This window comes from Hugenholtzia roseola DSM 9546 (assembly GCF_000422585.1).
In the GTDB taxonomy this organism is placed as follows: Bacteria; Bacteroidota; Bacteroidia; order Cytophagales; family Bernardetiaceae; genus Hugenholtzia; species Hugenholtzia roseola.
In genome coordinates this window covers 1-25287 of record NZ_AUGI01000036.1, presented here as the reverse complement: position 1 = coordinate 25287, position 25287 = coordinate 1, and the positions used below count along the sequence as shown (strand labels likewise).

The following is a 25287-nucleotide window of genomic DNA, read 5'->3' as shown; positions in this document are numbered from 1 at the left end:
CCTTAGACTTCGTTATGCAATTTTCACCTTCAAATTTATACATTTATGGCTTCATGGTTGTATCCGCTCGCTTATTTGGGCATGTTGGCTTCGGCGGCGATTTGGTTTTATTTTAAAGAGCGCGAACAGAGCCTGCGCTTCACACGCCATACCTTCGGGGTTTCGCTGCTCCTCTACATTCTTTCGCTTTTTATCAATGAAGGCGGTGTTTTGTACGATTTATTAGGCGTGCTTACTCCTGATATGGCGATTTTAGTCGTTACGGTCTTGATTTTAAACCGTTACGCGCCTCGTCCGAAGATGATTTATTTTATGGTCTTTGCGATTTTGGCAGGTCTGAAACTGTTTTTCCTCGACCCTGTCAAAGAAAAAGCCATTCACTACGTATTTAATTCGCCAGCCGAAATTTGCACCGCCGAGGGTGAATTGTACCGTTCTACACAAAAAGAAAAAGCCCTTGCCCAAAATTTGGCACAAGAAGGTGAGCTTTTGGTTTTATTAGAAAATGAAAACAATCTAACGGCGGATATTGCCACCCTAACAGAGGTTTTGAAACCTTTTCAAGCAGAGGTGCGCCTTGCTTTTGCTTCCGTAAAATCTAAGTCGGAAACGCGCTTAGACGAATATGCCCTTGTCGATATTCCTACTCAACATTTGGCAGATATTGAAACCATTAAAAAATTGATAGAAGAGACGGGGCTTGTCGCTGATATTGAAAACAACGAAATCTTGAAACTCGATTTGCCTTCTTCATCAAACTACAAAGTAACCAAAAATCCAAACTACGGAGTCAATGACCCTGATGTGAAAAATTTATGGGCTTTCGAGGCGATGGAAATTGACAAATTGTATCAAATTTTGCGCAATACTACCCCTAAGAAAAAAGCAAAAGTCTTTATCTTAGACACAGGCGTCGAAGCCGACCATGAAGATTTGAGCGACCAATACGCTTCCGTAGAAGCGGGCTATGATTACGACAAACTTGGACACGGTACGCATTGTGCAGGTATTGCAGGAGCGGTATCCAACAATGGAAAAGGAATTGCGTCAGTAGCTTTGAATCAAAACTTTTTTACCATTACCAGCATCAAAGTTTTAAGCGATTCGGGTTATGGTTCGCAAGAAACGGTCATTGCAGGCATCATAAGGGCAGTAGATGAAGGCGCAGATGTGATTTCGCTTTCTTTGGGCGGTCCTTCTGACGACGATTACCAAAAGGCTTACCTTGAAGCAGTGGCTTATGCTGAAAAGTCAGGTGCTATTTTGGTAGTGGCGGCAGGCAACTCAAACGAAAATGCCAAATACTTCTCGCCTGCCAATGTAGAAGGCGTAATTACGGTAGCGGCAGTAGATGCAGAGCTAAACAAAGCCGATTTTTCTAATACCGTAGAAGATTTGAAGATGGGCATTGCTGCGCCGGGTGTCCAGATTTATTCTACCTTCCCCAACGGCACTTATCGCTATTTGAGCGGAACTTCTATGGCAACGCCTTATGTGGCAGGCATTATCGGTTTGGCAAAGGCTCTAAAACCCGACCTAACGGCAAAAGAGGCGCACGCGCTTTTGCAAGGCAGTGGAAAAGAACTCGCCGAAAGCGAAAAGGTAGGAATTTTTGTGCAGCCTGCCCAAATGATAGCGGACCTCAAAGACTAAAAGCGGCTTGATTTTGAGTTTGATGACATCAAAATAGATAGGGGGCAAAACTTGGCTTTGTCCCCTATCCTGTTTTCAGGGTTGTATATTCGAAAACTTCGCGTAACTTTGCAGGATTTTACGAAAACGCAAGGCGGCACGCGCCCTTATTCAACCCCCTACTATGAGATACACCAAACGCAAAAAAGCAGTCCTTTTGCTCGAGGACGGCACTTGTTACGACGGCTTCTCGATTGGCAAAGTCGGCACCACAGGCGGCGAAGTCTGTTTCAATACAGGCATGACTGGCTATCAGGAAATTTACACCGACCCTTCTTACTATGGGCAAGTGGTTGTCAATACCAATTCACATATCGGCAATTACGGCATCATCGAGTCGGAAGTAGAGTCGGCAAGTGTCAAGATTAAAGGCTTGGCGGTACGCAACTTTTCCGATATTTTTTCTCGCCTCTCTGCCAAACATTCCTTGCAAGACTACTTAGAAATGGCGGGTATTGTGGGCATTGCCGAAATAGACACACGCGCTTTGGTGCGCCATATCCGCCATAAAGGGGCAATGAACTGCCTTATTTCGTCGGAAGATTTGCCCATAGCGGCATTGAAAGACAAATTAAAAAATATTCCTGATATGAAGGGCTTGGAGTTGTCATCTTTTGTTACAACTGACAAGCCTTTTTTATTAGGCTCGGAAACGGCAAAATATAGGATTGCCGTCTTAGATTTGGGTATTAAGCGCAGTATCCTGCAAAATTTTGTCGAGCGCGGAGCGGTTTGTAGGGTCTTTCCTGCCCGCACTACCTTTGCCCAGATGGAGGAGTGGAAACCCGACGGCTATTTTATTTCCAACGGACCGGGCGACCCTGCCAGCATGGACTATGCCATCGAGACCGTCCGCCATATCTTGGCTGCCAATAAGCCCATTTTCGGGATTTGTTTGGGACATCAGATTTTGGCGCAAGCAGTGGGCATAGGCACTTACAAGATGCACAATGGACATCGCGGGCTAAATCACCCTGTCAAAAATCTTGTTTCGGGCAAATGTGAAATTACTTCTCAAAATCACGGTTTTGCCGTCAGCAGAGAGCAGCTCGAAGCCCATATAGAGGTGGAAGAAACCCATCGAAACCTAAATGACAACACTGTGGCAGGGATTCGCCTCAAAAATAAGAAAGCCTTTTCGGTACAATATCACCCCGAATCTGCCCCCGGTCCTCACGATTCGCGTTATCTTTTTGATGACTTTATCGCATTGCTGCAAAACTAAGCCTGCCGCTGCCCCTTTCAAAACATAGAAGCCTTTTATGGGTTTTGGTATAGAGATGCGCCCTTTGCCGTAAAGTAAAGGCGCATCTCTGAATTTAACCAAAAAAGCAGGTTGTTTAAAAATCAATCTTTCACTTTAACCGTTTTTGCTATGTCGAATCAAATGCCTTTAAAAAGTAATACGCCCATGCTTTGGGTTATTCGCGTCGTTTCGGTGCTTATTCCGCTTGTTGTGGCGTTGCTTCTCTACATCGACCGCTTTTATACCTTAGAAGTGGGCTTCGATACCAAAGTTTTGCCTCACCTCAACGCCTTCCTCAATTCGGGAACTGCCCTGATGCTTATTACGGGTTTTGTTTTTATTAAAAATAAAAATATCCAACTGCATCGCCTTTGTATGATGACTGCCTTTGTACTTTCCTCTTTTTTCCTAATTTCTTACGTACTCTATCACGCCACACAACCTTCTACACCCTTTGGGGGCGAGGGGCTGATTCGCTACTTCTACTTTTTTATCTTGCTAACCCATATTGTCTTGGCGGCAGTGGTTGTTCCTTTGGTTTTGTTAGCTATTTACTATGCTTTTTCTAATCAGATAGAAAAGCACAAGAAAATGGTCAAATGGACGTTCCCCGTCTGGACTTATGTCGCCATTACAGGGGTCTTGGTCTATTTGATGATTAGTCCCTACTATGTCTAAGGTAGTTGTTTTTATCGTTTTTTTATGATGAAAAAAACAAGTTTTTATCTCTAAAAGCCGCCTTTTATAGCCCTTCTGTGAAGTGTTTTTTGCATCAAAAGCGGCTCTCTTTATTTGAGCAACTGTGAAAATAGGATAGAGAAGGCAAATATTTTGGAAATTTTTAAGGACTTTGGGGGTGCAAAATTTTCGCAATCGCTACCTTTTTGCTACCTTGCTTATCAGAAAACTGCACCCCCAGACTCAACAAAAAACAGAAAGCACTATCCCTTTCACAAAAAAACTACCATGCAAAATTATCCTAACTATTTTACCTTTCCTTTTGTGCGGCAATTTCAACATTGGAAAAGTAAGACAATAACTACACTTGTTTTTATGACGGTATGCCATTTTTATAGTGGTATTTTTTTTCCCTTAAAAGCCCAAAATTCAACCCAAAATCCGCCGCAAGATTCCCCACAAGATAGCACCTCTTTCAATCATTCCGAGCGCGAATCCATCACTTGGAACAATCCGCGCCTTCCGAAGGTGGAAAGTTTGCGCTTGCAGTCCATTCCTTTGCTGCTGCCCTTAGAAAATGAACTTTTGAATATTTCTACCAAAGATATACAACTAAATAAAATACTATTTGTAGAATTAGTTGAGGAAATGCCGCCGCCGAATCTTCGCAACTACGCCAAGTTGAATGTAGGCAATTATGCCGCTTGGCAGCTTGAAAGCCTACTTGAACTCACCCCCCAAGAAGATTGGACGATAGAGCCTTTCATCAATCTACGTGGCACGCTTTGGGGCGAAAAAGATAGGCGCAACTCCTCTTTTTCGCAGGCAGATGTGTCTTTAAAACAAAAAATCAGCCTCAATGAAAAAACAAAAACTACGAATTGGGTGCAATTTCGCCGTCAAGCCTTCGGGTTGTATGGCTACCAAATAAGCCCCGAACAGACTCCACCCGATTGGAAGCGCATCAGGCAGACGGCTTATAGTTTTTCAGTTATTCAAGATTTATATAAAAGGCATATTGGAAACTCAAATTCTTTTTTGCGTTTAAAAGGAAACTACTTTTTCGACAACCCCAAAAAAGAAAAACGCAGCAAGGAACTAACGGCAAACTTGCATTTTAATAATACTTTCTATTTTGACAACAAAATGCGCCCACTTGCCGAGCGGCTTCTTTATGAAGAGGAGCATACAAAGGTAAAAACCTTACCTCTGTACTTTTTTTCGGAAATAGATTGGAAAAATGACATCTCCCATTATAGCCCCCAGAATCTACCAACGGATTCTCTGACTTTTGAGCAGACGCGCTTTTTCAGTCAATTAGGTTTGGAATGGGGTGTCAAAAATAAAAAATGGACGCTTAGTGCAGGGCTGCAAACTTTGTATAGTCGAGCCGCTTTTTTGCAGCAGACGGCACTGCAAACCAAACGGCAGTGGCATTTCTTTCCCAAATTAAGTGCGAGCTATCTGCTTGCACCCTTGCACACAAATTTTTATTTGAATAGTTTTTCTGCCTCACAACCTATTCATTTAGAAGAACTTAGCATAGAAAATCCCTATTATGCCTTTGCCTTAGTGTTGCCAAATTTAATTAGGTGGCGCAATGAAATTGGTGCGAAAATAGATTTTTCTAAAAATTTCAATTACAAAATGTCTGCCTTCAAACCCATGCCCAGTGTTGCAACTTTGGCGCAGGTAGAATTTATTTATGAGCGTGTAGAAAACCTGCCACTTTGGATACATAGTCCCCAAGACTCGACAACTTTTAGCCTTATTACTGACCGCGCACAGGTTTTTCAACTGCATTTTGAAGCACAAGTACGCTTTTCCCATTTGCCTTTGCGCTTTTTTGCTAGTACCGATTTGATGAAATATCAACTTCAAAATCAGCAACAGGCGTGGTATTTGCCCACTTGGATAGGAAATGTAGGGGTAGAATACCTATTTTTGAAAAAAATAGAAGCAGAACTTACATGGCTTTGGCAGACAGGTAGAAGCTATCAAAGGGCGACAGAGGTAGGAAAGCTACCTGATATTCACGAATTAAACCTTGCTTTCGGCTATTTGATGTCGAAAAATTGGACTGTTTCGGCAGGTTGTCGCAATGTTTTGGGTTTGCAGCGAGAGGATTTTTGGGGATATGACCGCCTCCGTTGGCAGGCTTTTGCAGGGGCTAAGTATGCTTTCTAATGGCATTTTTCTTGCCTTTGACACTTTATAGGGTTAAGTGGTTGATTGTCAATGACTTGCGTTTTTTTAGTAGCACTACATTTTAGGCTAAATGTTTGGTTTTCAAGCACTTGTATTTGGTTGATAAAGTGAGAAAATTCCAAGAGTCAAATTTTACTTAGTCAAATTTTATTGAGCCAAATTTTATTTGGAAGTAAAAAATGTAAAAACATGATTTTTTGCAGAACCTACGCGCTAAATGCACCCCACCCCAAACCCCGCCCTCATAGGGCGGGGCTTCTATTCGGTATCATTTTTTTTGCATTTATGCAAAAAAAATGACTTGATTTTCGAACCCTCCCCTATGGGGGGAGGGCAGGGTGGGGGTTCGGGAGGTTTGCGCGAAGCACAAAATCCCACTTTCTGACCTTTGTAACAATGTTGCTTTGGGTTGCATTGTAGGCTTCTGTCGTTGTAAGGGACAAGACACTGCCTTGTCCCAAGCCTGATTGAAATAAAATAGAATTTTTTATAGACACCCCAAAAAAGTAACGCCAAGTTCCAACTTCGTGCTGTAGGCTGAACAAGGTTTATTTCCAAGTCTGATAGACGGCGGCGATACCCTTTTCAAGTTCAATTTCGGCTTTCCAACCCAGATTGTGTAACTTGCTGACATCTAAGAGTTTGCGCGGCGTACCATCGGGTTTGGTAGGGTCAAAATAAAGTTCGCCTTCAAAACCGATTACTTTTTTCACCAACTCGGCTAAGGCTTTGATAGAAAGGTCTTCACCCGTTCCGATATTGACAAATTCCTCTGAATCGTAGGTTTCCATCAGAAAAACGCAGGCAGCCGCCAAATCGTCGGCATGCAAAAATTCGCGCTTGGGGCTACCTGTCCCCCAAATCTCAACCTTTACTGCTTCGCCTTGCAGGATAATGCCATACTTAGCAAGTTGCTCCAAAATGGCTGCTTCCGATTCCTGACTCCAATCTTTTCCCTCGATGCCAAAATCTTTTAGGTTTTTGCGCAGGGCAGCCCAATCTTTTTGCATCAAACACTTGCCTAAGTGCATTTTTCGCATCAGGGCAGGCAGCACGTGCGAATTTTTTAGGTCGTAATTGTCTTTTTCGCCATATAAGTTTGTAGGCATAACGGAGATAAAATGACTGCCGTATTGGTGGCGATAGGCTTGGCAGAGCTTGATGCCCGCAATTTTTGCCAACGCATAAGGCTCGTTGGTAGGCTCTAATTCACCCGTAAGCAAATACGCCTCGCGCAAAGGCTGTGGCGCAAATTTGGGATAGATGCAAGAAGAACCCAAAAAGAGTAGTTTCTTCACACCAAAACGGTGTGCCGCCTCTATCAAATTCGCCTCCATCATCAGGTTGTCGTAGATAAACTCGGCGCGATAGGTATTGTTCGCCCAAATGCCGCCCACTTTTGCCGCCGCAACAAAGACCCAATCAGGACGTTCCTGCTCAAAAAAGGCTTCTACTGCACTTTGGCGGCGCAGGTCTAATTCCTTTGAGCGGCGTGTAATTAAATTTTGATACCCTTTTTGGTGCAGTGTTTTAGAAATAGCCGAACCGACCATGCCGTTGTGTCCTGCTACATAAACTTTGAGCAATTTTTTTTCAGCCGTTGTCATATAAAATGAAATAAGAGGAATAGAAACAACAGGTTTTTCAGAACGCGACAAAGATAGCCAGCTGCCTTGTACGCTGTTGTTTCTATATTTTTAGGGTTTGAAAGGTTGGAAAGCACAATGTTATCGCATCAGATAAATCTTGCCAATATTTTTCTTGAAAAGGTCGTCGCGTGCGGTTTGTCGCTTTTCGAAATCTTGCTCTCTATCGCGGATATAGACCTTGTAGAGATAGACCCCGTTGGCAAGTTGGTCGCCGAAATCGTCTTTTCCGTCCCAAGCAAATTCGCTGATGTTGTCGCCAATTCGGATTGCCCCAAGTTCGTCTTTATGAATCGTGCGGACTACTTTTCCTGTGATGGTCATGATTTGAATCCGCATCTCGTCGGGAATATCCGTACCTGTTAGGGTAAAGACAAATCGCATGCTGGTGGAAAAAGGATTGGGATAGGGGTAGAAATTCGTAATGGCTGCCTGATTGATAACTTGGAAGGAAATTTTGTAGGGTTCTAAACCTGCGCGATTGCCTGTAACATCTGCCGCCTCTACCAAAAGGGTGTAAGTGCCATCGGGGAGTTTTTCCGAAGGTTTGTACTCTATCCTAAAATTATTGTCTGCCGAAGCAAACCACTGCACATTATCGCCCTCGAAATCCAAGCGTATGCTGCTGCAAGTATCGCAAGCCATCAAGAAAAGATTGATACCTACCGTATCCTGACGGACAAGGTACTGGTTTTCATCTTTCAAAGAAACCGTTATGAGCGGCTGCGGCGAAACGATGTCGCCATTCAAGATATGCACGCCATCGAAGGCAACATCTAAGACGGGATTTATGTCGTCGGGCTTGACCAAAAATTGCGCCTGCAAGATATTGTTTTCATAAATCTGCTCACGCTGAATTTTGGGGTTGATATAAACCACAACGCTATTTTCACCTCTAAAATCGAGCGAATAGAGGCTCATCTGAAAAGAGAGTTGCTGCCCTGCGGCTAAGGAGCTAAGGGTGTCTGTTTTTTCGGTAATTGTGCCTGTGGTGATGTTGCGAATGGCATAACGCACCTGCAAAGGCTCGTCAAAATCGTTGCCCGAAATATTTTTAAAGAAAAAGCGTATCCTAACCGAATCGCCTTCTATCACTTCTAAGCGCGTATTTTGGCGGTATGAAAGTGTATCATACATCAAAACGCCTTCGGGAACTTCGCGATAAACCACCTGCCAACGGCGTAGCTGCGGAGGCGTGCGATTGAGAGAATCTATCAAAGTGGCTTTTAGGCGCAAATAAGGATAAACATTGGCATCAATGTCCTGAATGTCGTAGGCATCTTGGCGGATGTCGGCGCGTAAGAGCGTTTCTGTGCCATTCAAATCTACGCCTAAGAGGTCGAGCTGCCAAGCATCTCCTTGTCGGTTGTTGTCTAAGGGCGAAATTTTGCGATGCACATTTGTCCAACTTTCTGCGGGTCCTATCAAAGTAGAGCGGACAAGTCCTCTGTCGGGTGTGCCTCTAAAAGTATGTTCATAGACAAAACTGCCGCGGCGTTTATCGCCTGCCCCTTCATAGATTTGGACAATCGCCGAATTTGCGCCTTTTTTACCAATAATCACAAAAGGCTCGCCATTGACAGGAATAAAACCATTGACCCCAATACGCGGCAGTTGTGTAGCAAAACTATAACCCGAACTATTCGCTACCGTCGCATGCGTCGACATAAAAACTACCCAATGACCTTCGGGCGTGGCATCAATAAAATCCTTTAAGGCATCTACGCCTCTAAAAAACTGCGGAATGGAAGCCGCCACAAGGGACGCGCCACAGCCTTCGGTGGGTTGTGGGTTGAAAAATTCGCCTGTATTGGGGTCTATGGTAAGCCCCATGATGCGCGTATTCCTACAATCGCCTTCCACTAAGGTAATGCCATCGGCAATGATTTTGAAATTGTTTCTATCAGGGTGTTGAGAGCCATAAGCCTCAAAGCGCATATTTTTGGTGAAATCTTCGATGTTCCATTGCCAAAGGGCTTCATCGCGGCTCAAAGTGGTTAGCTCTGCCTTTGCAAATTGGTGAATATGCGTCTGCGACCAGCCTTCGGGACTATTGGGAATATGAATAAAAGAAGAAGTAGCCCAAGTGGTATCCTCGCCTTGTTTGGGGTCGGCATAGCGGACGCGCCAAAAATAGACCAAGCTATCGCGCAAGTCGGGCAAACTGACGCGCCATTGGGTTGTGGTGTAATCGGTTGTGAAATGCGTCTGCCGCAAAGCACTATTAAAATGTTGTGTGGTATCAATTTGAAACTCATAACGGCGCAAGGCATCTAATACATTGGCGTTTTGTGCGATTAAATCCAGCGGTTGTGCATTGACAATGCTATACTCCTTTGGCGCAAGGGTAATCATACTACCCACAGAAAAGAAATAGTCTAAGATGGCGTAATTGTTATCTTCGCGGCTCTCGTCTATCTGCTCATTGTAATCGACAAAGACTTCAAAACGATTGACACCATACGCGCCACTTCGCTTTTCTTCGGGCGTGCGGATTTTACAAATTATCGTATCCTCGTTATTGATATGAAAAACCTCGCTTATATGCGCCCACTCATTTTCACCATTGGGATAAGTGCGGCGGATTCGAAGCGTAAAACGCTGCCTATTGGTATCTACTAAGCCCAAATTGGCAATACGCACCTGAATTGCAAAAGAATCCGCTTGTATCAAAGGATTGATGTTGGGTGCGAAGGGCTGCACCTCCAAACGGCTATTATCGACCATGTAATCGGTCTTTTCGAAAGGAATGAGGCGCACAGCAGGGTCGCCCTGCAAAACAATCTGTTGGGAAGAAGCCACAGAAAGCGGATTATTTGCGCCTGTCCTTCTTAAAAATTGTCTAATATTTTGCTGCATCACCTTTCCAAAAGGAGCATTGAGATAATTGACATCAGCAAAGGCGGTTTCGTAGAGCGTTTGGGTATAAAGGCGAAGCTGCCCACTAAAACCCAAATGTGCATGTGCCAAAAAGAGAATTGCCCCTTTATCAGGCGTGTGCATCCAATCCTCGGCAAAGGTGGTGAAGTTGGTAAAAATGTCGCCTGTGGTGCAGCCATTGACAATCACCAAAGGATATTTGCCTTTGTTATTATAGCCCAATCGCAAATCGGAGGGTCTGCCAATTTCTATGTCGGTAAAATCGAGGCTTGCGTGTCCGAAGAAATTGACAACCGAAAGACCGTTGTTGAGCTGGTCGGCGATATTGATAAATTCTACAAAGTCGGTCGTCTTTTTAGCAATCGCCGACACATTTGCCCCTACATAATCGCCTTCCGCAATGGCTTCAAAGCCTTCCATGTAGCGTCGGAAAAGGTTGTGTTCGTTGGCAGTTTTGCCCCCGCTTAGGTGGAGCATGTTTTTGCGCCAACTTTGGTCGCCTACGGGCGATTCGTGTTCTTTTACTTTATCGAGATATGCCAAGACTTCGGCAGGGGTTCGTGCCGCCAATCTGCCTGTGGCTAAGGCAGGAACGTGCCTTTCACCACTCAAACCTGCGGTGAGGGCATGGTCGGAAGGGGGCGTGCCATAAGGCATAATATTGACGATGTCGAGGCGCGTGCTGCGCGGAAAGCCCTTTCCGACAATAAACAAAAATTCGGGGTTGCCATTATCCATCACATATTTGACAAAACGCCTGATAGCCAAAGGGTTAGGTTCGCCAAAAGAAAACCAATCGTAAAGCGTTTCTACATTCAGCACATAGGGCGTGTAATTGCCTCCTGCCGCTGTACGACGGTAAGCAGCATACGCCTCTACGGGGTCGGCTACCTCGCCTACTCGCTCGCGCAAGAGTGAGTGCGTGATGATAAGGTAGTTTGCCGCCGCTGCCAAACTTGCATTAAAGCGGCTCATCTCTACCCTTTCCATAGCAAGTGGCTCGAAGGTTTCGTTTGAAACCCAAAGCCTGCGCCCATTTTCGGTTTGGGGGACAAGAAAGCTATGACGTGCGCCACTTCTTGTGCCTTCCAAAAGGCGATAATTAAAAGGGTCGGTGATGTCTAAGGTGCGAAAATCCGAATCTAAGTCTTCTATTTCTACAAAAGAACGCCCATTTGCGTTGGGAACAAGTTGGAAATTTTTGCTATTGCCTATCATCTTAAAGGCTTGTGGGTAGCGCAAGGCAGCGTAATTGACCGCATACGTACCTGAAATGTTATTGGCAGGATTTAGAAAGGTCTGATAATAGAAGACCAAATTTGCCCCATTGACACTGCCCAAAATATTGAGGCTATCGATGATAGAAAGGTCGGCGACCTGAAAGTTTTGCAGCGTTAGGTCGGCAAGCTCGAAGGCAGGACTATTCGCTCCTACAAAAAATTTGACCTTGTTTTCATTATTCCATCTACCCAAAAGCCCTGTTTCTATGCGTGGCAGATAGGCAGTATCCGCTACCAAGTTTTGAACAGGAACGCTCAAAACGGCAAGCGGCGCGGTAGTACCCCCATTGATGTAGCCGATAGCGCGTGTAGAAAAGCCTTTTCCATACTCCCAATCGCTGGTAATGCAGCCTTTCCCATCTAAGGACACAAAACTTGTCGGATAAAGGGGTCCTTGTGTAAAAGTATTGATGGCAGTGCGGACGCTGTGTTCGAGGTGAAAACGCTCCTTGGGCAAATTGTCGGTATTGGGTAAATTAAGGGTTTCGAGGCGTTTGCCGCGCCCTTCGGCTTCTAAGGTGTAGGTCAGATAGTAGGTTGTGTTTGCGCCATGAATAGAATGGTGCGGATTGGTTCTTCTGCCATTTTCATACAAAAGGGTATCCGATTCGCCTTCATTGGCAAAGGCAAAAAATTCTATAAAATCGCCTGCAATAAAACCTACGCTGGGGTCTGATTGAATACGAATTGGAATTTCTTTGCCATGATGAAAGACCTGATAGCGTAGGCTCTGCACCTGCTGTCCGACAGGAAAGCGAAGCTCCGCCAATCGTTCTTGGCTGATTCTATGCCACCCCGTTTGATTGACCGTAATTTTGACATAAACCTTGTTGGGGTCTTTAATCCATTCCATAAAAGGCTGATAATCTTGTCGCAGGTCGCCGCTTTGGGCAAAAAGTGCGAAGGGTTGCCAAAGGAGCGCGACTAAGCCCAAACACAAGAGAAGGCATCTTCCTTGTTTTTGCGTTTTGCTCAAAAAATGCTCGCTTTGGGGGGTAGAAAGAGAAGCCGAAAGTAAGGAAAGCAACATCATATCGAAGATAAAGGCGGTAGGTAAAGTGGCAAAAAAGGACTTGTGGGCAGGTAGCACCCTCGAAGGCTTCAAAAAAAGAGCAGCAAGATAAGGACGCTGGCTTTTGAAACCTTCTTAGCCTACAAATTTAGCCCAATTTAGCTAAAAATAGCGAAAAAAGTGCGAAAATTAGCCTACCCTATCGCGAAAAAGTTGAAAAGTAGGACAAAAGACAAGGCAAATGCCCTCTCTGCCAAGTCTGGAAGGCGAAAAAAACGCTTTTTTATCCGTTTTTGGAAAACTGTGCTGCAAAATTGAATCGAAATTTGCAAAAAAAGTGCAAATTTGCCCTATCGTTCTGTGCATGCTCTTTTTTGCTCTGGTCTTTTCTTTTCTGCCTTCGGTTTCGAATCTTCTGACGCTTGCGCTTATGTTCTTTTTTATCCAAAACACCCTTATCGAGTTGGTTGCTCAAAAGCAAACGGCGACCCTTGATTTTATACTCCCTCATTTTTCTGATTTTGAAAAACACTACCGTCAGTGGCAGCAGGAAGCCTTCGTTCCTACACAAGCTCGCCAAATTAGAATAGGGGTAGCAAATTTGCCGCTTTTTTTAGAGCAAATGCAAAATTATTTTCACTACATCTCGGCTGCGGGGGGGGATAGTCAGAAAAGAGGACGCGATTCTTTTTATCAGAAGGCGCGGCTTTTGGGATTTGCCCAAAGGACACATCGAAATGTATGAAGATTCGCAAAGTGCTGCCCTGCGCGAAGTGGAAGAGGAAACAGGTATCAAAGCCCTTATCACGCACCAAGAGCCTATCCTTACCTATCATACCTACACACAGGCAGGGAAACCGATAATGAAAAAGACCTATTGGTATCAAATGGCGTGTTTAGACGAAAGCCAAAGCCGTCCCCAGATAGAGGAAGACATTTCAGAAGTAGTGTGGGTAAAAAATCAGGACATAGAAATGCCACTTTCACAGACCTTTGCTTCTATTAGATGGGTGCTTCAAAAAAAGATATAAGATAAGGATAAAAAAATGCGATAAAAAAATTTTTTAAGTCTGGAAGCCCTTTTTTATTTCAATCTAACTTAGGACAAGGCACTGCCTTGTCCCTACCTCATTTGCATCTGATTGTCAGAACTTTATTTAGCTTTTAGCCTGCTACTAAAATGGCAGCCAAGACCCAAGTAGGTCTGCCATTCACCATTTTTTTTGTGAAATGAAACATATAATAAGTTTCAGTAGTCAGGACGCGGTCTTTATCCGAAACGGGTATGCTGCTGGGCGTAGCCTTGCGGAAGGCAGCCACATTTTCGGACGACTCAAAGACCATTTCATAATCTTCATCATTACTAAGGAGGTCATTTAAAAAGCGTTGGGCGTATTCGTCTGTGCCTTCGGTATAAAAATAGTTCCTTACGGCAGCGCGATTTTTACTCAATACCTGCTTTTTGAAGTCATTGAAAAAGGCATCGAAGCCCTCAAAACCTTTCTCTTCGTGCTGCTTAATCAGGGTAGCATTGCGCTGCTCTATGTCGGAAAGATTGACATTGCTTGAAGTGGGTCTGTACCAACTCTTGTCGGCAAAATAATCCTGCCACTGCTTTTTACTAAATTTATAGCCCTTTCGCGCATAGATTTCATTGCGCATAACTGCCCAATTCTCCGCCTCGATGAGGTCTTTCTCTGTTACCAAACGCTTGGCGGTGAAAGGATATTCACCTTGTGCTTTTAGCAGGTACGAAAAAGAAAAAAGACAAGAAAATAAAAAGATAAAGTTCCAAATTTTTGGGTGCTGCATACAGAAAAAAAGATAAGATGAAGGAAAGATAAGGTTTTGCTACAATTTTGATAACTTTTTGATAAAAGGGACGTTGTTGCAACGGTAAAAGTTTTAAATGCACCCCACCCCAAACCCCGCCCCCATAGGGCGGGGCTTTGATTCGTTATCATTTTTTTTGCATTTATGCAAAAAAAATGATTTGTATTTTGAACCCTCCCCTATGGGGGGAGGGCAGGGTGGGGGTTCAGGAGATTTGCACCAAGCACAAAACCCCGTTTTTTGACCTTCTGACCATTGTAACAACGCCATAAAAGGCAAAAAAAACACAAACCAAAAGGTAGGCAGAAAGACAAGCGCAAAAATAGCAATTTGTATGCCTGCCTCCATCAGGCTTGCTTTTATTTTTTTGAAAAAAAACAAAAAGCGGCGCAACCCCAACTCGCCTTTTTGCATCTTAGAAACAAATCACATTCGCTTTTGCCTCTTTTGTTTCACCCCTTTTTGAAGCCGATGCCTACTTTTACCACTACTTGCTATGCGATTATTCTCCTTTTCTTCTAAAAATGAAAAAGCGGCACTTGCCTATCACCCCCAAACGCCCGAAATAGAGCTAATAGAAGGGTGTAAGCAACAAAACCGCTTGGCACAAAAAGTTTTATTTGAAAAATACCATCGCAAGATGTTGGCGGCAGTGCTGCGCTATGTCAGCCATCAGATGGAGGCAGAAGACATCTTGGCGCAAGCCTTCATCAAAGTCTTTGAGCATTTGCCCAATTACAGAAACGAAGGCAGTTTCGAAGGTTGGATACGACGTATCGTAACCAACGAAGCCTTGGGCTTTTTACGCAAAAAAAAGCACCTCTATTTCGAAGAAATAGAACAAGCCGATTGGAACGGACACACCACACCGCCAGACGACCGCCTCGAAGTAGAGGAACTGATGGCACTCATCGAGTCTTTGCCCGAAGGCTACCGCACCGTTTTCAATCTCTATGTGGTAGAAGGCTATAGCCACCAAGAAATAGCCGAGCAGTTGGGCATTTCAGAAAATACCTCAAAATCGCAACTAAGTCGCGCACGTGCCTTGTTGCAAAAATGGTTAAAAAAAAATGAAAATCTGAATAGGGCAGTAGGCTAACTTCGCCCTCGCTCTCTTTTCCTTTTTATGCTTTTCTTCTTTTCCACTTCGATTAGAACGACCTTTTATATCACCTTCTTGGCAAAACAGAAATCTTATGAATCCATCAAATAACATATCGCCACAAAATCCATTAGACCTAAGCCTTCGAGAACGTCTTTTGCGTCAGGAATTGCAGGCGCAAGAGAAAACAGCACAAGACCCCAACAAACTTTGGGAAAAAATAGAGGCAGGCTTAGAAGCCAAAACTTCGAAAAAGCGTTTCCCCCTTTGGATTCCGATAGGAGTCGCCGCTTCTCTTTTGGCAGCAGTTGTGGCTTGGCAGCTATTAGATAAAAATGCGCTGCCTCAGGCAGGGGAGCCTATCTTTGTGGCACAAAAGGTAGAAACTTCCCAAACAGACAAGGTTATGGCTAATAAAATGCCAACAAACGACCTTCCTACCGAAGAAAAAACACCCATAAGCGAAAAAAATAGGGTAGCAGGTGCAACCTTATCTGAAACAAAGGCATCTTTCGAAGCAGAAGTTAGTGCAAATTCAACTTCAAAAAATGAAAGTATGACTTCTATTTCAGTTCAAAACAAAAAGCAGACTACTAAAATTGCTTCCCTTGTGCAAGACTCGCCTACCAAAGAGGTAGCCCCTGCGAAAGAGGCTCTCCGAATAGAAAAAGACGCGCTGGTGCAGCAAGTAGAAAATCCTAATATGCTTTTGGCACAAAACAATAGCCTTCAAGAAAGTTCGCCTTGGACGCAGGGCAAAAAAGAAGAAGGCAGTGAAAGTGGCAAAAAAATGTATATCACCATCAAGTTTGGGCAGACCGAAGAACCAGCCTTAGCCCAATCGGAAGGCAGCGAAACCCCAACCGAATTGAGCCGCGCTAAGGCAATTTTGAGAGAGGCTTGGAACTTGAAGGCAGGAAAGAAAGTGGAATGGCGCAATGTTTTGCCTGAAAGCGGTCAGACTAAATCTTATTAAAACTCCCCAAAGTACAAAAACGAAAAATTATGAAAAACGCATCAAAGCCCCTTGTAGCCTTACTTTTCTCGGCTCTGCTTCTTTTTATCGGATTTTTTTCCGAAACCCTACAAGCCCAAACGCATACCCGTAGGATTCACAACGACACAATTTTTATAGAATTTGGCGATAGCAGTCAGATGGTTTTGTATCTGAAAAACCAACAAGATTTTGAAGACCTCAAAGAAACCGACCTCAACGCCCTTGTAGTCCGCTTAGGACAGTACCTCGATTCGGCAGGCAAACAGACCGAAAGCCTCGAAATAGAAGTAGGCGAAGGTACAGAAAAACAAGTTGTGCAGATGGAAGTGGAAGAAAGGCAGGAAAAAGGCAAGAAATTTTTTCAGTTCCGCATCTCTAAAAAAGAAGGGGTAATTGTCAAAACCAATCTCGGTTTGGGTAGGAATCATTACGTTGATACGACAAATAAAACACGTGTCTATCACTACCGCCGCACGCGCCAAAGCATTAATTTTGATTTTGGTTTGAATAATTACTTGGAAAATGGAAATACGCCCAAAAATACGCCCTACGATTTGCGTCCGCTTGGCTCGCGTTATTTTGCGGTAGCCCCTACTTTTAAGACCCAACTTTTTAGCAAAAATAGCCCTTTTATTATCCAATACGGACTTGAATTTTCTTGGTACAATTTCATGTTTGCAGGCAACCGAAGAGTAAGCAGCGAAAACGGACTTACCTTCTTCGACTCGCCAACTGACCTAAAAAAGACCAAGTTAGTAGCTGCCTATGCCAGTTTGCCCTTTCTTATGCACGTAGATTTGGCAAAAGACAATCGTACCAACCTCAAACTTGCCTTTGGCGGTTATGCAGGGTATCGCGTGGGAAGTTATACCAAAATCGTCTATTCTTTGGCAGGCGACCGTCAGAAAGAAAAGGAACACAACCCTTACGACCTCAACGATTTCCGCTACGGGGTGCGATTGGAGTTGGGTATCGGCGAAAGCAGATTTGATTCTGGGGTGCGCCTTTTTGCTACCTATGATTTCAATACCCTCTTTGCTTCTGAAACTTCGCCACAACTCAATACATTTGTTTTTGGGGTGAGAATTTAAAAAAACTTGGTTTTAGAGCCTTTGAGCAATCAAAGAGATAACCGTAAGTATGTAGTTTCTTTTTTGTTCATAGTTCAAAAGAAATGAGTAGCGCGAAAGTGGAACTTCGCGCTACATTTTTTTTGCTATTTCCAACTTCTTTTTTTCCAATTCGAGCCTTTCGCCGTTTGTGGTAAAGTTGCAGCTGTGCTATCTTCTTGGGGATTTTCAAAAAGCATCAGTGCGACAAGTGCAGCTACTTTTTCGAGTTCGGTTTGCGCCTCTTTTTCCAACCCTTTTGAAAGGTATTCGGGTTTGAAATAACGTTCTACAAACTTGGTATCAAATGCACCCGATTGAAAAGCCTGATGTTGCATCACAAATTTACAGAAGGGCAGAGTTGTTTCGATACCTGAAATTTCATACTCGTCTATGGCTCTGACCATGCGCTCGATGGCTTCTTGGCGTGTGGGAGCATAGGTAATAAGTTTGGCAATCATAGGGTCGTAAAAAATGGGGACTTGCATGCCCGCCTCGAAACCGTCATCTACGCGCACACCTATTCCCTGTGGAATTTTGTAGTGTTCTACCTTTCCGATATTGGGTAGGAAATTATTGGCAGGGTCTTCGGCATAAACGCGCACTTCCATCGCGTGTCCTTCTATTTTGAGGTCGTCTTGTTGGAAGGGCAAGGCGTTTCCTTCCGCAATTCGGATTTGCTCCTTTACCAAATCTACGCCCGTAATCATCTCTGTAACGGGGTGTTCTACCTGCAAGCGCGTGTTCATTTCTAAAAAGTAGAAGTTTAGTTTTTCATCTACGACAAACTCTACCGTTCCCGCGCCGTAATAGTTGCAGGCTTTCGCCACACTGACCGCTGCCTGCCCCATAGCTTTGCGCATTTGAGGCGATACCACAGGCGAGGGTGCTTCTTCCACTACTTTTTGGTGGCGGCGTTGTACCGAACATTCGCGCTCAAAAAGATAGACCACATTGCCCAACTTATCGCCCAAGACCTGAATCTCGATGTGGCGTGGCGAGGTAATGTATTTTTCTATGAAAACAGAACCATCTCCAAAGGCAGAGATAGCCTCGCTAACGGCACGCTGCATCTGTGCCTCGAAATCGGCTTCGGTTTCTACAATACGCATGCCTTTGCCGCCGCCGCCTGCGCTGGCTTTAATCAGGATAGGATAGCCAATTTGAGCGGCTTCTTTTTTGGCAGTGAGAAGGTCGGTTACTGCTCCCTTAGTGCCAGGCACCATCGGAATATCATAAGCACTAACAGCGTTTTTGGCAGCCAATTTACTGCCCATCACTTCAATCGCCTCTGCCGAAGGACCGATAAAAATAAGCCCTGCCGCTTCTACGGCGCGTGCAAAAGTGGCATTTTCGGAAAGAAAACCATAACCGGGGTGAATGGCATCAGCCCCTGTTTGCTGGGCAGCTTCTATGATTTTTTCGATGCGCAGATAGGATTCCGACGAGGGCGGCGCACCCACACAGACCGCTTGGTCGGCAGCCTTGACGTGAGGCGCAAGTCTATCGGCTTGGCTATAAACGGCTACTGTTTTGATACCCATCTCGCGTGCAGAACGCATGACACGTAGCGCGATTTCGCCACGATTAGCTACCAAAATTTTTCGAATCTTTCGAGTGGGAAAAGAAGACATATCTTACAAAAAAAGAGTGAGGCGATGAAGAAGATTAAAGATGCCAAAGATAGCCTTTTGTCGTCTTTTTTCAAAATAAAAATAAAGAAAATGAAGTTGGGTTTCGCTTTCCTACCCTCAAAAAGTTAGCCCTAAGCCATAGGTAAGTTCATAAATCCATCTATCATTTGCCACAATGGGATTGGCATCATGCCAAAGGTCGACGTTTAGATTTATGCTTAGTTTTTTAGTTATTTTTAAAACTAAAAAACTATCTAATAAAACACGCGGTTTGAAAAAATTATCCCACCTTGCTTGATAGTAAATAATGGCAATCCAATCCAAAGTAGGCGAAAGTTCGGTATGAAAATGAATGTAACTGCTTGATTTGTAGGAGTTTATTGTCTGCAAATTTAGAACGCTATCTGTTAGCAGTAACCAATTTTCCGACTCATACATCATACCCGAAGCAAGTGCTAAATCTAACTTGGTAGAGCGTTTGAGGTGATAGCGCAGCTTAGTGCCTGCCACATACCGCGCCGAAAGGCGGCGAATATGGTCGTATTGGGCTTGTGAAAAAAGTTCATAACTTAGTTTTTTTCTGTGTCTTAAAGTATATCTAAGGTGAATAAAACCGTTGTGAATAAAGTCCTTTTTTTCGGCTCTGCCTCTATTAAGTTGGGCAATGAGTTGGGTCTGGTTTTTTGCTCCAAAATGCACCAAGTTGAACGAATTGGAAAGGCTCAAACTTCGCGCTCCCTGTTGAAGCAAAGTGCCGCCCAAAGTGATATTGGTTGCCCATTTGATAGAATCTGATTGCAGATATTTTTTGGCAATATTTAAAGTTTGAGCGGGAAGCCTATCAAAGTATCCTACTATCAAAAACAAAAAAATAAACTTACAAAAAAAATATTTCATATCAAAAGGTGTTAAAAGTTAGAAAGGATAGCCGATTGCCACATTCAAAGACGACTCGCGCAAGGGATATCGCCAAAGTCTATCGCCCACAAAACGGTTTCCTTCGGGCAGCGCAGGGTCAATAATTCTAATGCCAATATCTGCCCTAATGATAAGAAAAGTGAAATCAAAGCGCATACCAAAACCTGTACCTACGGCAAATTCTTTCCAAAAACGATTGACATTAAATTCCGAACCCTGCCGCGAATCTTGTGTGAGCATCCATACATTGCCTGCATCTATAAAAATTGCGCCCTCTACGAAACCAAAAAGCTTTTGGCGAAGCTCGATGCTGCCCTCTAAAATTAGCTCGCCCGGCTGCTCGAAACGGTAGTCAAAAGAGCCGTCAGATAGCAGCGGTGGCGTATAAGAGCCTGGTCCTAAACGACGCTGTTGCCAAGCACGAAGGCTATTGCCCCCGCCTGCGAAAAAATAACGCTCATAAGGCAACACGCCCACCCTGCCGAGAGGAAAAGCCGCACCTGCATGCAGGCGAAGGGCTAATTTCGTATTCCGATTTAAAGATTTGTAATAACGAAAGTCATTATCAAGGCGCGTAAATTGAAAAGATTGAATCGAGTCGCCTAATAGCACACCGCCAATTCCGCCTAAGTTTCTTTGTATAATGTTTAAAAAAGTAGTACCTATTTCTAACCGTTGTTGCCAATAGTGAGCCGTTTGAACGCGCCTACCATTGAAGTCTTGTAAGTTGGTGTTATAGGTATATTGCCCTCCTAAACTACTAATTGCACTTTTTCCAAAACTAAGAAGTAAATTATTCCCTCTGGCAGCCAGCTCTTCCAAATTTTGGCGAAAGGTGCTATCCAAGCGCGAGGTATTGATGAAGTTTAGGTCGAACAAATCAATTTGATAGGTTGTAAATTTATTGTTGTACCAATTATAGTCCCATGAAAAATCGAGGCTAACACGTTCATATTCAGGGCGATTTGTATAGGCTACCCCTGTTTGCAGGCGTGTTCGTGGGTTGAATTGGCTAAGTCTTTTTTTATAGCTTCGCGTCAGGAAGGGCGCGACAAATTGCGGAAAAAGTAGTGAAAAATTGAGGTTTAGCTGTTCTGTGCGAAGGGCTTGACTGAAATTCGTGTTCGTGCCTGCGGTGTTCAAAGCCGACTGGTATTCAATCGCGCCGCGTGCCGAAATTTCTAAAATCTCACAACCGCGAAAGAGGTTGCGATTTTGAAAGGAGGTAGAGAAAAAAGGACCGGGCAAGATTTGATTGACATTTACGCCGATTCCCCCTTCCAAAGAAATGTTATATTTTTTTAAAGGATTTGCGTAAATATGGGTGATAAATTTGCCATCTAAGGTATCGTGCCTGATATTGACCACGCTAAACATATTGAGAAAGGAAAGTGAGCGAAGGGTGCTATTTTCCTGACTTTGATTGAAACGCGCTTGGTTTTTGATAAGAATTTTACTATCTAATACTTTTTTAGAATATTTTTTGTCATATTCATAGTAAGTAATATCTCCGTATTCTGTTTGTTTTGCCAAACTACGCCGTCGCGAATTGGTTACATCTATCCAGACCTGCACGCTATCGACGTAATAAACCTGATGCGCTTCTTTGCCCATAGGGTTTGAAATCACAATTTCAATATCTAAACGATAAGGCGTTTGGATAAGTGTATCTATATTGAAATGAATATATTGTTTTGAAAAGTTAAAATATCCATTATCCAACATAAACGCATGCAAACGGTCGCGCTCGGCAGATAGGTGGCTTTCGTTGTAACGCCTTCCTGCACGAAAACGGCGATTGAGCGTATCCGACAAGACTAATTGTAGCATTGCCGTATCCGCAATTTGGTACTTGATTTGACGAACTCGATAAGGCTCGCCTTCTTGAATTTGGTAGGTAACTTGCGCCAATTTGTCATTAAACTTTGCATTTTGTACCTTTATTTGCACTTGATTATGAAAATAACCGCGCTGTTTGAGAGCCAAATGGAGCTGGTCGGCGGTTTGTTTTGCCAAAAGACTATCATAAATAACAGGCTTTTCGCCGATAGTGCGCATGAGCCAATTCCCTTCGCGCGTGTAACGCTCGGCACGCTCTATTTTTTTGGAATAGCGTTTCTTAATTTTCTGCCGTTTTTTCTGTGCTTTTTCCGAGTCGCCTATTTGCGCCAACATTTTTTGTTCATATTCTTTCCTTAAAAGTTCTAATTTTTGTGTAAATTCTACGGAATCTTTTTCACGATACGCCTGCTCCCCTATCACATAGGCATACAAATAGGGCATAATGGGCAAGTATAAAATTCGCCTGTTTGTCCTTTGGCGATAAAAACCTTCCAAATCTTCGGTAGGAATATTTTGGTTGCCCTCTATTTTTTGATTGTATAAAAACCGTTGATTATCAGATAGATAATAGGTAGGAACACAAGAAAAATTAGAAAAAAATAAAGGAAGGGCAAGAAGCCCCCAAAAAGCAAGTCTTATTTGAAAGCGATTTTTTTTCTTTTGTATCATAAAAAAATAAAATTTTACTAAAATTAGTACCTATCTTTGTTGTTTAGATAGTTTTTGATAGACTTTACCCAAATGCTATTATTTTTCATCACAATTTGCTCTAATTCTGCTACATACATCGTATCGAGCATTTCGGTTGCAGCCACATAAGCCGTTACGGGCGATTCGGGATAACGCTGCGCAAAGGCTTTGTTTGCCCTTACATAGTTTTGCCAATATTTTTCATATTGATTTTCTAAAAGCACTATTTTAGCACTATCGCCAACTTCCTTTGCCTTCATCATCTCTTGGGTGAGGCTGGGAATATCTAAGCCTTCTATTTGTGTGCTTTTGCGATAGGCATCGAAGACCTGATGGCTTTGCGAACCCACAACTTGCGCCTTTGCAAAAGCCGTCGCCGAAGCCGTAATTTGGATTTCAGCACGTTCTAAAAAAAGGAGTAGGTTGTTTTGAGGGTCAAAAATTTCCTCATTTTTGTCTAAAAGTGTCAACATAAAGGGCAAAGGCGCGTCAATTTTTGCTCTAAAAATAAAATCGCCTTTTTCATCTATTGGCACTTCAAAAAGCGGCATGATATTTTCACCACTAATATCGGAAAAAAGTAGTTTGTGCTTTCCTTCAAATCCTGCAATCGTACCGCGCACCAAATACTCATCTTTGAGGCGAGGCGAAGCGTCTGAAAAGGTTTCTGCTTGCTTGTTTTCGGGTGCAGGAGCGGAACAGGCAGCGAGAAGACCAAGTAAGAATAGATGGCAATAAAAAAGCAAGTTTTTCTTCATTTTGTATAAATTTGAATATGGAAAGTATAAAATAATTTACGCGCCTATTTTTATTCCGTATCGAAGGGAAGGGCGATAAATTGGGGTGCAGTAATTTGTTTGTTAAACCTTTTAATTAGACTTGAATCGTAATCGTTTTGGTAATATTTTTCGGCTACCTGCCCTAAGGTTTCGCCTTTTTCTAACCAATGCACGCCTTTTATAGGTACGATAAACCAATTTGCCCCTTGAATTTTACTACTTTTAATTGCACTTTCATTTTCAATATTAAAATCTTTTGCCAAAGTAGTAGTAGAATACTTGTTGTCTAAATCTTTGAAAAGGGCATAGAGGCGGAAATTTTGTGCGTCGTAGGCATCAAAGCGCGTATTTTTGATTTGCTCCTGTGCGGCGGCGGCTTGCTTTCCCTTTCCTTGTACGATAAAATGCAGGCTATCAGAAAGTTGTTGCAGGCTATCGAGCCTTTGGGTAAGGCTTTTTTCTTGGTCTTTCCAATCTTTTTTATTGACCAAAAACATAAAAATCAGAAAGATGGTCAGCAAAAAGACGCTTAGGGTCGTGATGATGGTATTTCTATCTATCATAAAAAAACAAAAGATAAGCAGAGGTTGAAATTTTAAATCTTTTAAAAGGGGTTATGCCGTTACTTTTTCGAGCAAGATGAGCGAAATATTGTCGTGTCCGCCCTTTCGGTTTGCTGCCGCAAGCAGGTATTCGGCTTTGGTTTTGAGGTCTAAATTGAAATTGAGCAAGACAGTTTCAATTTCACTATCGGAGAGTTCGTTGGTGAGTCCGTCGCTGCAAAGTAGGAACATATCGCCTTGCTGCATGCTTTGTAAAAGAGGGCTAAGGTTTTGAATATCAGGCTGATAATCTTCGCCGCCCAAGACGCGCGTCAGGACGCTACGCTGTGGATGTTGGAGGGCTTGCTGTGGCGAAAGGCGTTTTTGGTCGAGTAGGCTTTGCACTACCGAGTGGTCTTTGGTAAGGCGGCTAAGGGTCTGATTTTTAAACACATAGAGCCTGCTATCGCCCACATGTGCGCAATAAGCGACCTTTTCTGCCAAAAGCAACACAACCGCCGTCGTACCCATGCCCGCCCATTGCGGCTGCCCCGCTACCTGCGCCACAAGAGCTGCCTGTGCCGTTTCGAAGGCTTCTTGCAAGGCTTTTTTGAGTGGCAAATCCGCCCAAGCCGTATTTTTTTTACCCTTTAAAAAGGCATCAAAATAGAAGCGCAAGCTCTGAATCGCAATTTGAGCCGCTTTCGCACCTGCCTGATGCCCGCCCATGCCGTCGCAAAGGAAGGCAAAGCGTCCAAGTGGCTGTTCATAGAGGTCGAGCGCATCTTGATTTTCGCTGCGCGTCTTGCCTGCATGGGTCGCCATTTCCGCCATAAATGCAGAAGTCATATCGAGAAGTGTGTTAGGTCGAGTCGGGAAATGTTAAATTTTGATTTTAAGTTTGTTGGATAGTTTTAAATTTTATAGCGCGTTTTGCATAAAGAGAAGGCATTGTTACAACAATAAAAGCCTTAAATGCACCCCACCCCAAACCCCAGTAATGTTAAGTTCTGTAAAAAAACTTGTTTGGTCAAATTTGAAGCGAAATAAAATTTGGTTTTGAAACCCTCCCTTTGGGGGAGGGCAGGGTGGGGTTCATTCCTTTTTTATTTCAATCTCACTGCGGAAAAGGCAATGCCTTGTCCCTACATTCGAACCTAATTCTTAGAATTTAACATCACTGCCCCAAACCCCGCCCC

At 43.5% G+C, this 25287-nt stretch carries 18 protein-coding genes; 9 read left to right on the top strand and 9 right to left on the bottom strand.

What is annotated here, in order from left to right:
- The first annotated feature begins 45 nt into the window (after positions 1 to 45).
- From G500_RS0103230 to G500_RS0103215, 4 genes are all read left to right on the top strand, one after another.
- Complete coding sequence (locus G500_RS0103230; protein WP_027001548.1) at positions 46 to 1653, top strand: S8 family peptidase; 1608 nt, start codon at positions 46 to 48, stop codon at positions 1651 to 1653.
- Between the two features lie 163 nt (positions 1654 to 1816).
- Positions 1817 to 2917 (top strand): glutamine-hydrolyzing carbamoyl-phosphate synthase small subunit, encoded by a 1101-nt coding sequence (gene carA / locus G500_RS0103225; RefSeq protein ID WP_027001547.1) that lies wholly within the window; start codon positions 1817 to 1819, stop codon positions 2915 to 2917.
- Positions 2918 to 3067: 150 nt separating this feature from the next.
- Complete coding sequence (locus tag G500_RS0103220; protein ID WP_051203251.1) at positions 3068 to 3616, top strand: DUF420 domain-containing protein; 549 nt, start codon at positions 3068 to 3070, stop codon at positions 3614 to 3616.
- Positions 3617 to 3904: 288 nt separating this feature from the next.
- Positions 3905 to 5803, top strand: coding sequence for a TonB-dependent receptor domain-containing protein (locus tag G500_RS0103215; RefSeq protein ID WP_154656993.1), 1899 nt, complete (start codon positions 3905 to 3907; stop codon positions 5801 to 5803).
- Positions 5804 to 6372: 569 nt separating this feature from the next.
- Here G500_RS0103215 and G500_RS0103205 read toward each other — a convergent pair.
- Together G500_RS0103205 and porU2 are read right to left on the bottom strand one after the other, a co-directional pair.
- Positions 6373 to 7431 (bottom strand): GDP-L-fucose synthase family protein, encoded by a 1059-nt coding sequence (locus tag G500_RS0103205; RefSeq protein ID WP_027001544.1) that lies wholly within the window; start codon positions 7429 to 7431, stop codon positions 6373 to 6375.
- Between the two features lie 120 nt (positions 7432 to 7551).
- Positions 7552 to 12735: a putative type IX secretion system sortase PorU2 gene (gene porU2, locus G500_RS0103200; RefSeq protein ID WP_027001543.1), complete on the bottom strand. Its 5184-nt coding sequence runs from the start codon at positions 12733 to 12735 to the stop codon at positions 7552 to 7554.
- A gap of 271 nt (positions 12736 to 13006) precedes the next feature.
- On the opposite strand from porU2, the gene G500_RS25620 reads away from it, so the two are divergent.
- Both G500_RS25620 and G500_RS22130 read left to right on the top strand, forming a co-directional pair.
- Entirely contained in the window at positions 13007 to 13387 is a 381-nt protein-coding gene (locus G500_RS25620) for a hypothetical protein (protein ID WP_035756176.1), read from the top strand.
- Positions 13359 to 13673, top strand: a complete 315-nt coding sequence (locus G500_RS22130; RefSeq protein WP_245574455.1) for an NUDIX domain-containing protein — start codon at positions 13359 to 13361, stop codon at positions 13671 to 13673. Before G500_RS25620 ends, G500_RS22130 begins: the two co-directional genes overlap by 29 nt.
- Positions 13674 to 13806: 133 nt before the next feature.
- Here the strand turns inward: G500_RS22130 and G500_RS24770 are convergent, their stop codons facing one another.
- Entirely contained in the window at positions 13807 to 14454 is a 648-nt protein-coding gene (locus G500_RS24770; protein WP_027001542.1) for a YARHG domain-containing protein, read from the bottom strand.
- 517 nt (positions 14455 to 14971) lie between these two features.
- Between G500_RS24770 and G500_RS0103175 the strand changes: the two genes are divergently transcribed.
- The 3 genes from G500_RS0103175 (at position 14972) to G500_RS0103165 (ending at position 17665) form a co-directional block, all read left to right on the top strand.
- Positions 14972 to 15574, top strand: coding sequence for an RNA polymerase sigma factor (locus G500_RS0103175; RefSeq protein ID WP_086047792.1), 603 nt, complete (start codon positions 14972 to 14974; stop codon positions 15572 to 15574).
- Positions 15575 to 15671: 97 nt separating this feature from the next.
- Entirely contained in the window at positions 15672 to 16553 is an 882-nt protein-coding gene (locus G500_RS0103170) for a hypothetical protein (RefSeq protein ID WP_154656992.1), read from the top strand.
- 29 nt (positions 16554 to 16582) lie between these two features.
- Positions 16583 to 17665 (top strand): outer membrane beta-barrel protein, encoded by a 1083-nt coding sequence (locus G500_RS0103165; RefSeq protein WP_027001538.1) that lies wholly within the window; start codon positions 16583 to 16585, stop codon positions 17663 to 17665.
- A 125-nt stretch (positions 17666 to 17790) separates the two neighbouring features.
- On the opposite strand, the gene accC is transcribed toward G500_RS0103165, so the two are convergent.
- From accC to G500_RS0103130, 6 genes are all read right to left on the bottom strand, one after another.
- Positions 17791 to 19317: an acetyl-CoA carboxylase biotin carboxylase subunit gene (accC, locus tag G500_RS22120; protein WP_035756173.1), complete on the bottom strand. Its 1527-nt coding sequence runs from the start codon at positions 19315 to 19317 to the stop codon at positions 17791 to 17793.
- A 117-nt stretch (positions 19318 to 19434) separates the two neighbouring features.
- On the bottom strand, positions 19435 to 20214 hold the full coding sequence (locus tag G500_RS0103150; protein ID WP_027001537.1) for a DUF481 domain-containing protein: 780 nt from the start codon (positions 20212 to 20214) through the stop codon (positions 19435 to 19437).
- Between the two features lie 18 nt (positions 20215 to 20232).
- Positions 20233 to 22746, bottom strand: coding sequence for a translocation and assembly module lipoprotein TamL (tamL, locus tag G500_RS22115; protein WP_051203241.1), 2514 nt, complete (start codon positions 22744 to 22746; stop codon positions 20233 to 20235).
- A gap of 23 nt (positions 22747 to 22769) precedes the next feature.
- Complete coding sequence (locus G500_RS0103140; RefSeq protein ID WP_027001536.1) at positions 22770 to 23525, bottom strand: DUF4369 domain-containing protein; 756 nt, start codon at positions 23523 to 23525, stop codon at positions 22770 to 22772.
- Between the two features lie 50 nt (positions 23526 to 23575).
- On the bottom strand, positions 23576 to 24109 hold the full coding sequence (locus G500_RS0103135; RefSeq protein ID WP_027001535.1) for a hypothetical protein: 534 nt from the start codon (positions 24107 to 24109) through the stop codon (positions 23576 to 23578).
- A 51-nt stretch (positions 24110 to 24160) separates the two neighbouring features.
- Entirely contained in the window at positions 24161 to 24937 is a 777-nt protein-coding gene (locus G500_RS0103130; protein ID WP_027001534.1) for a PP2C family protein-serine/threonine phosphatase, read from the bottom strand.
- Positions 24938 to 25287 lie beyond the last annotated feature (350 nt).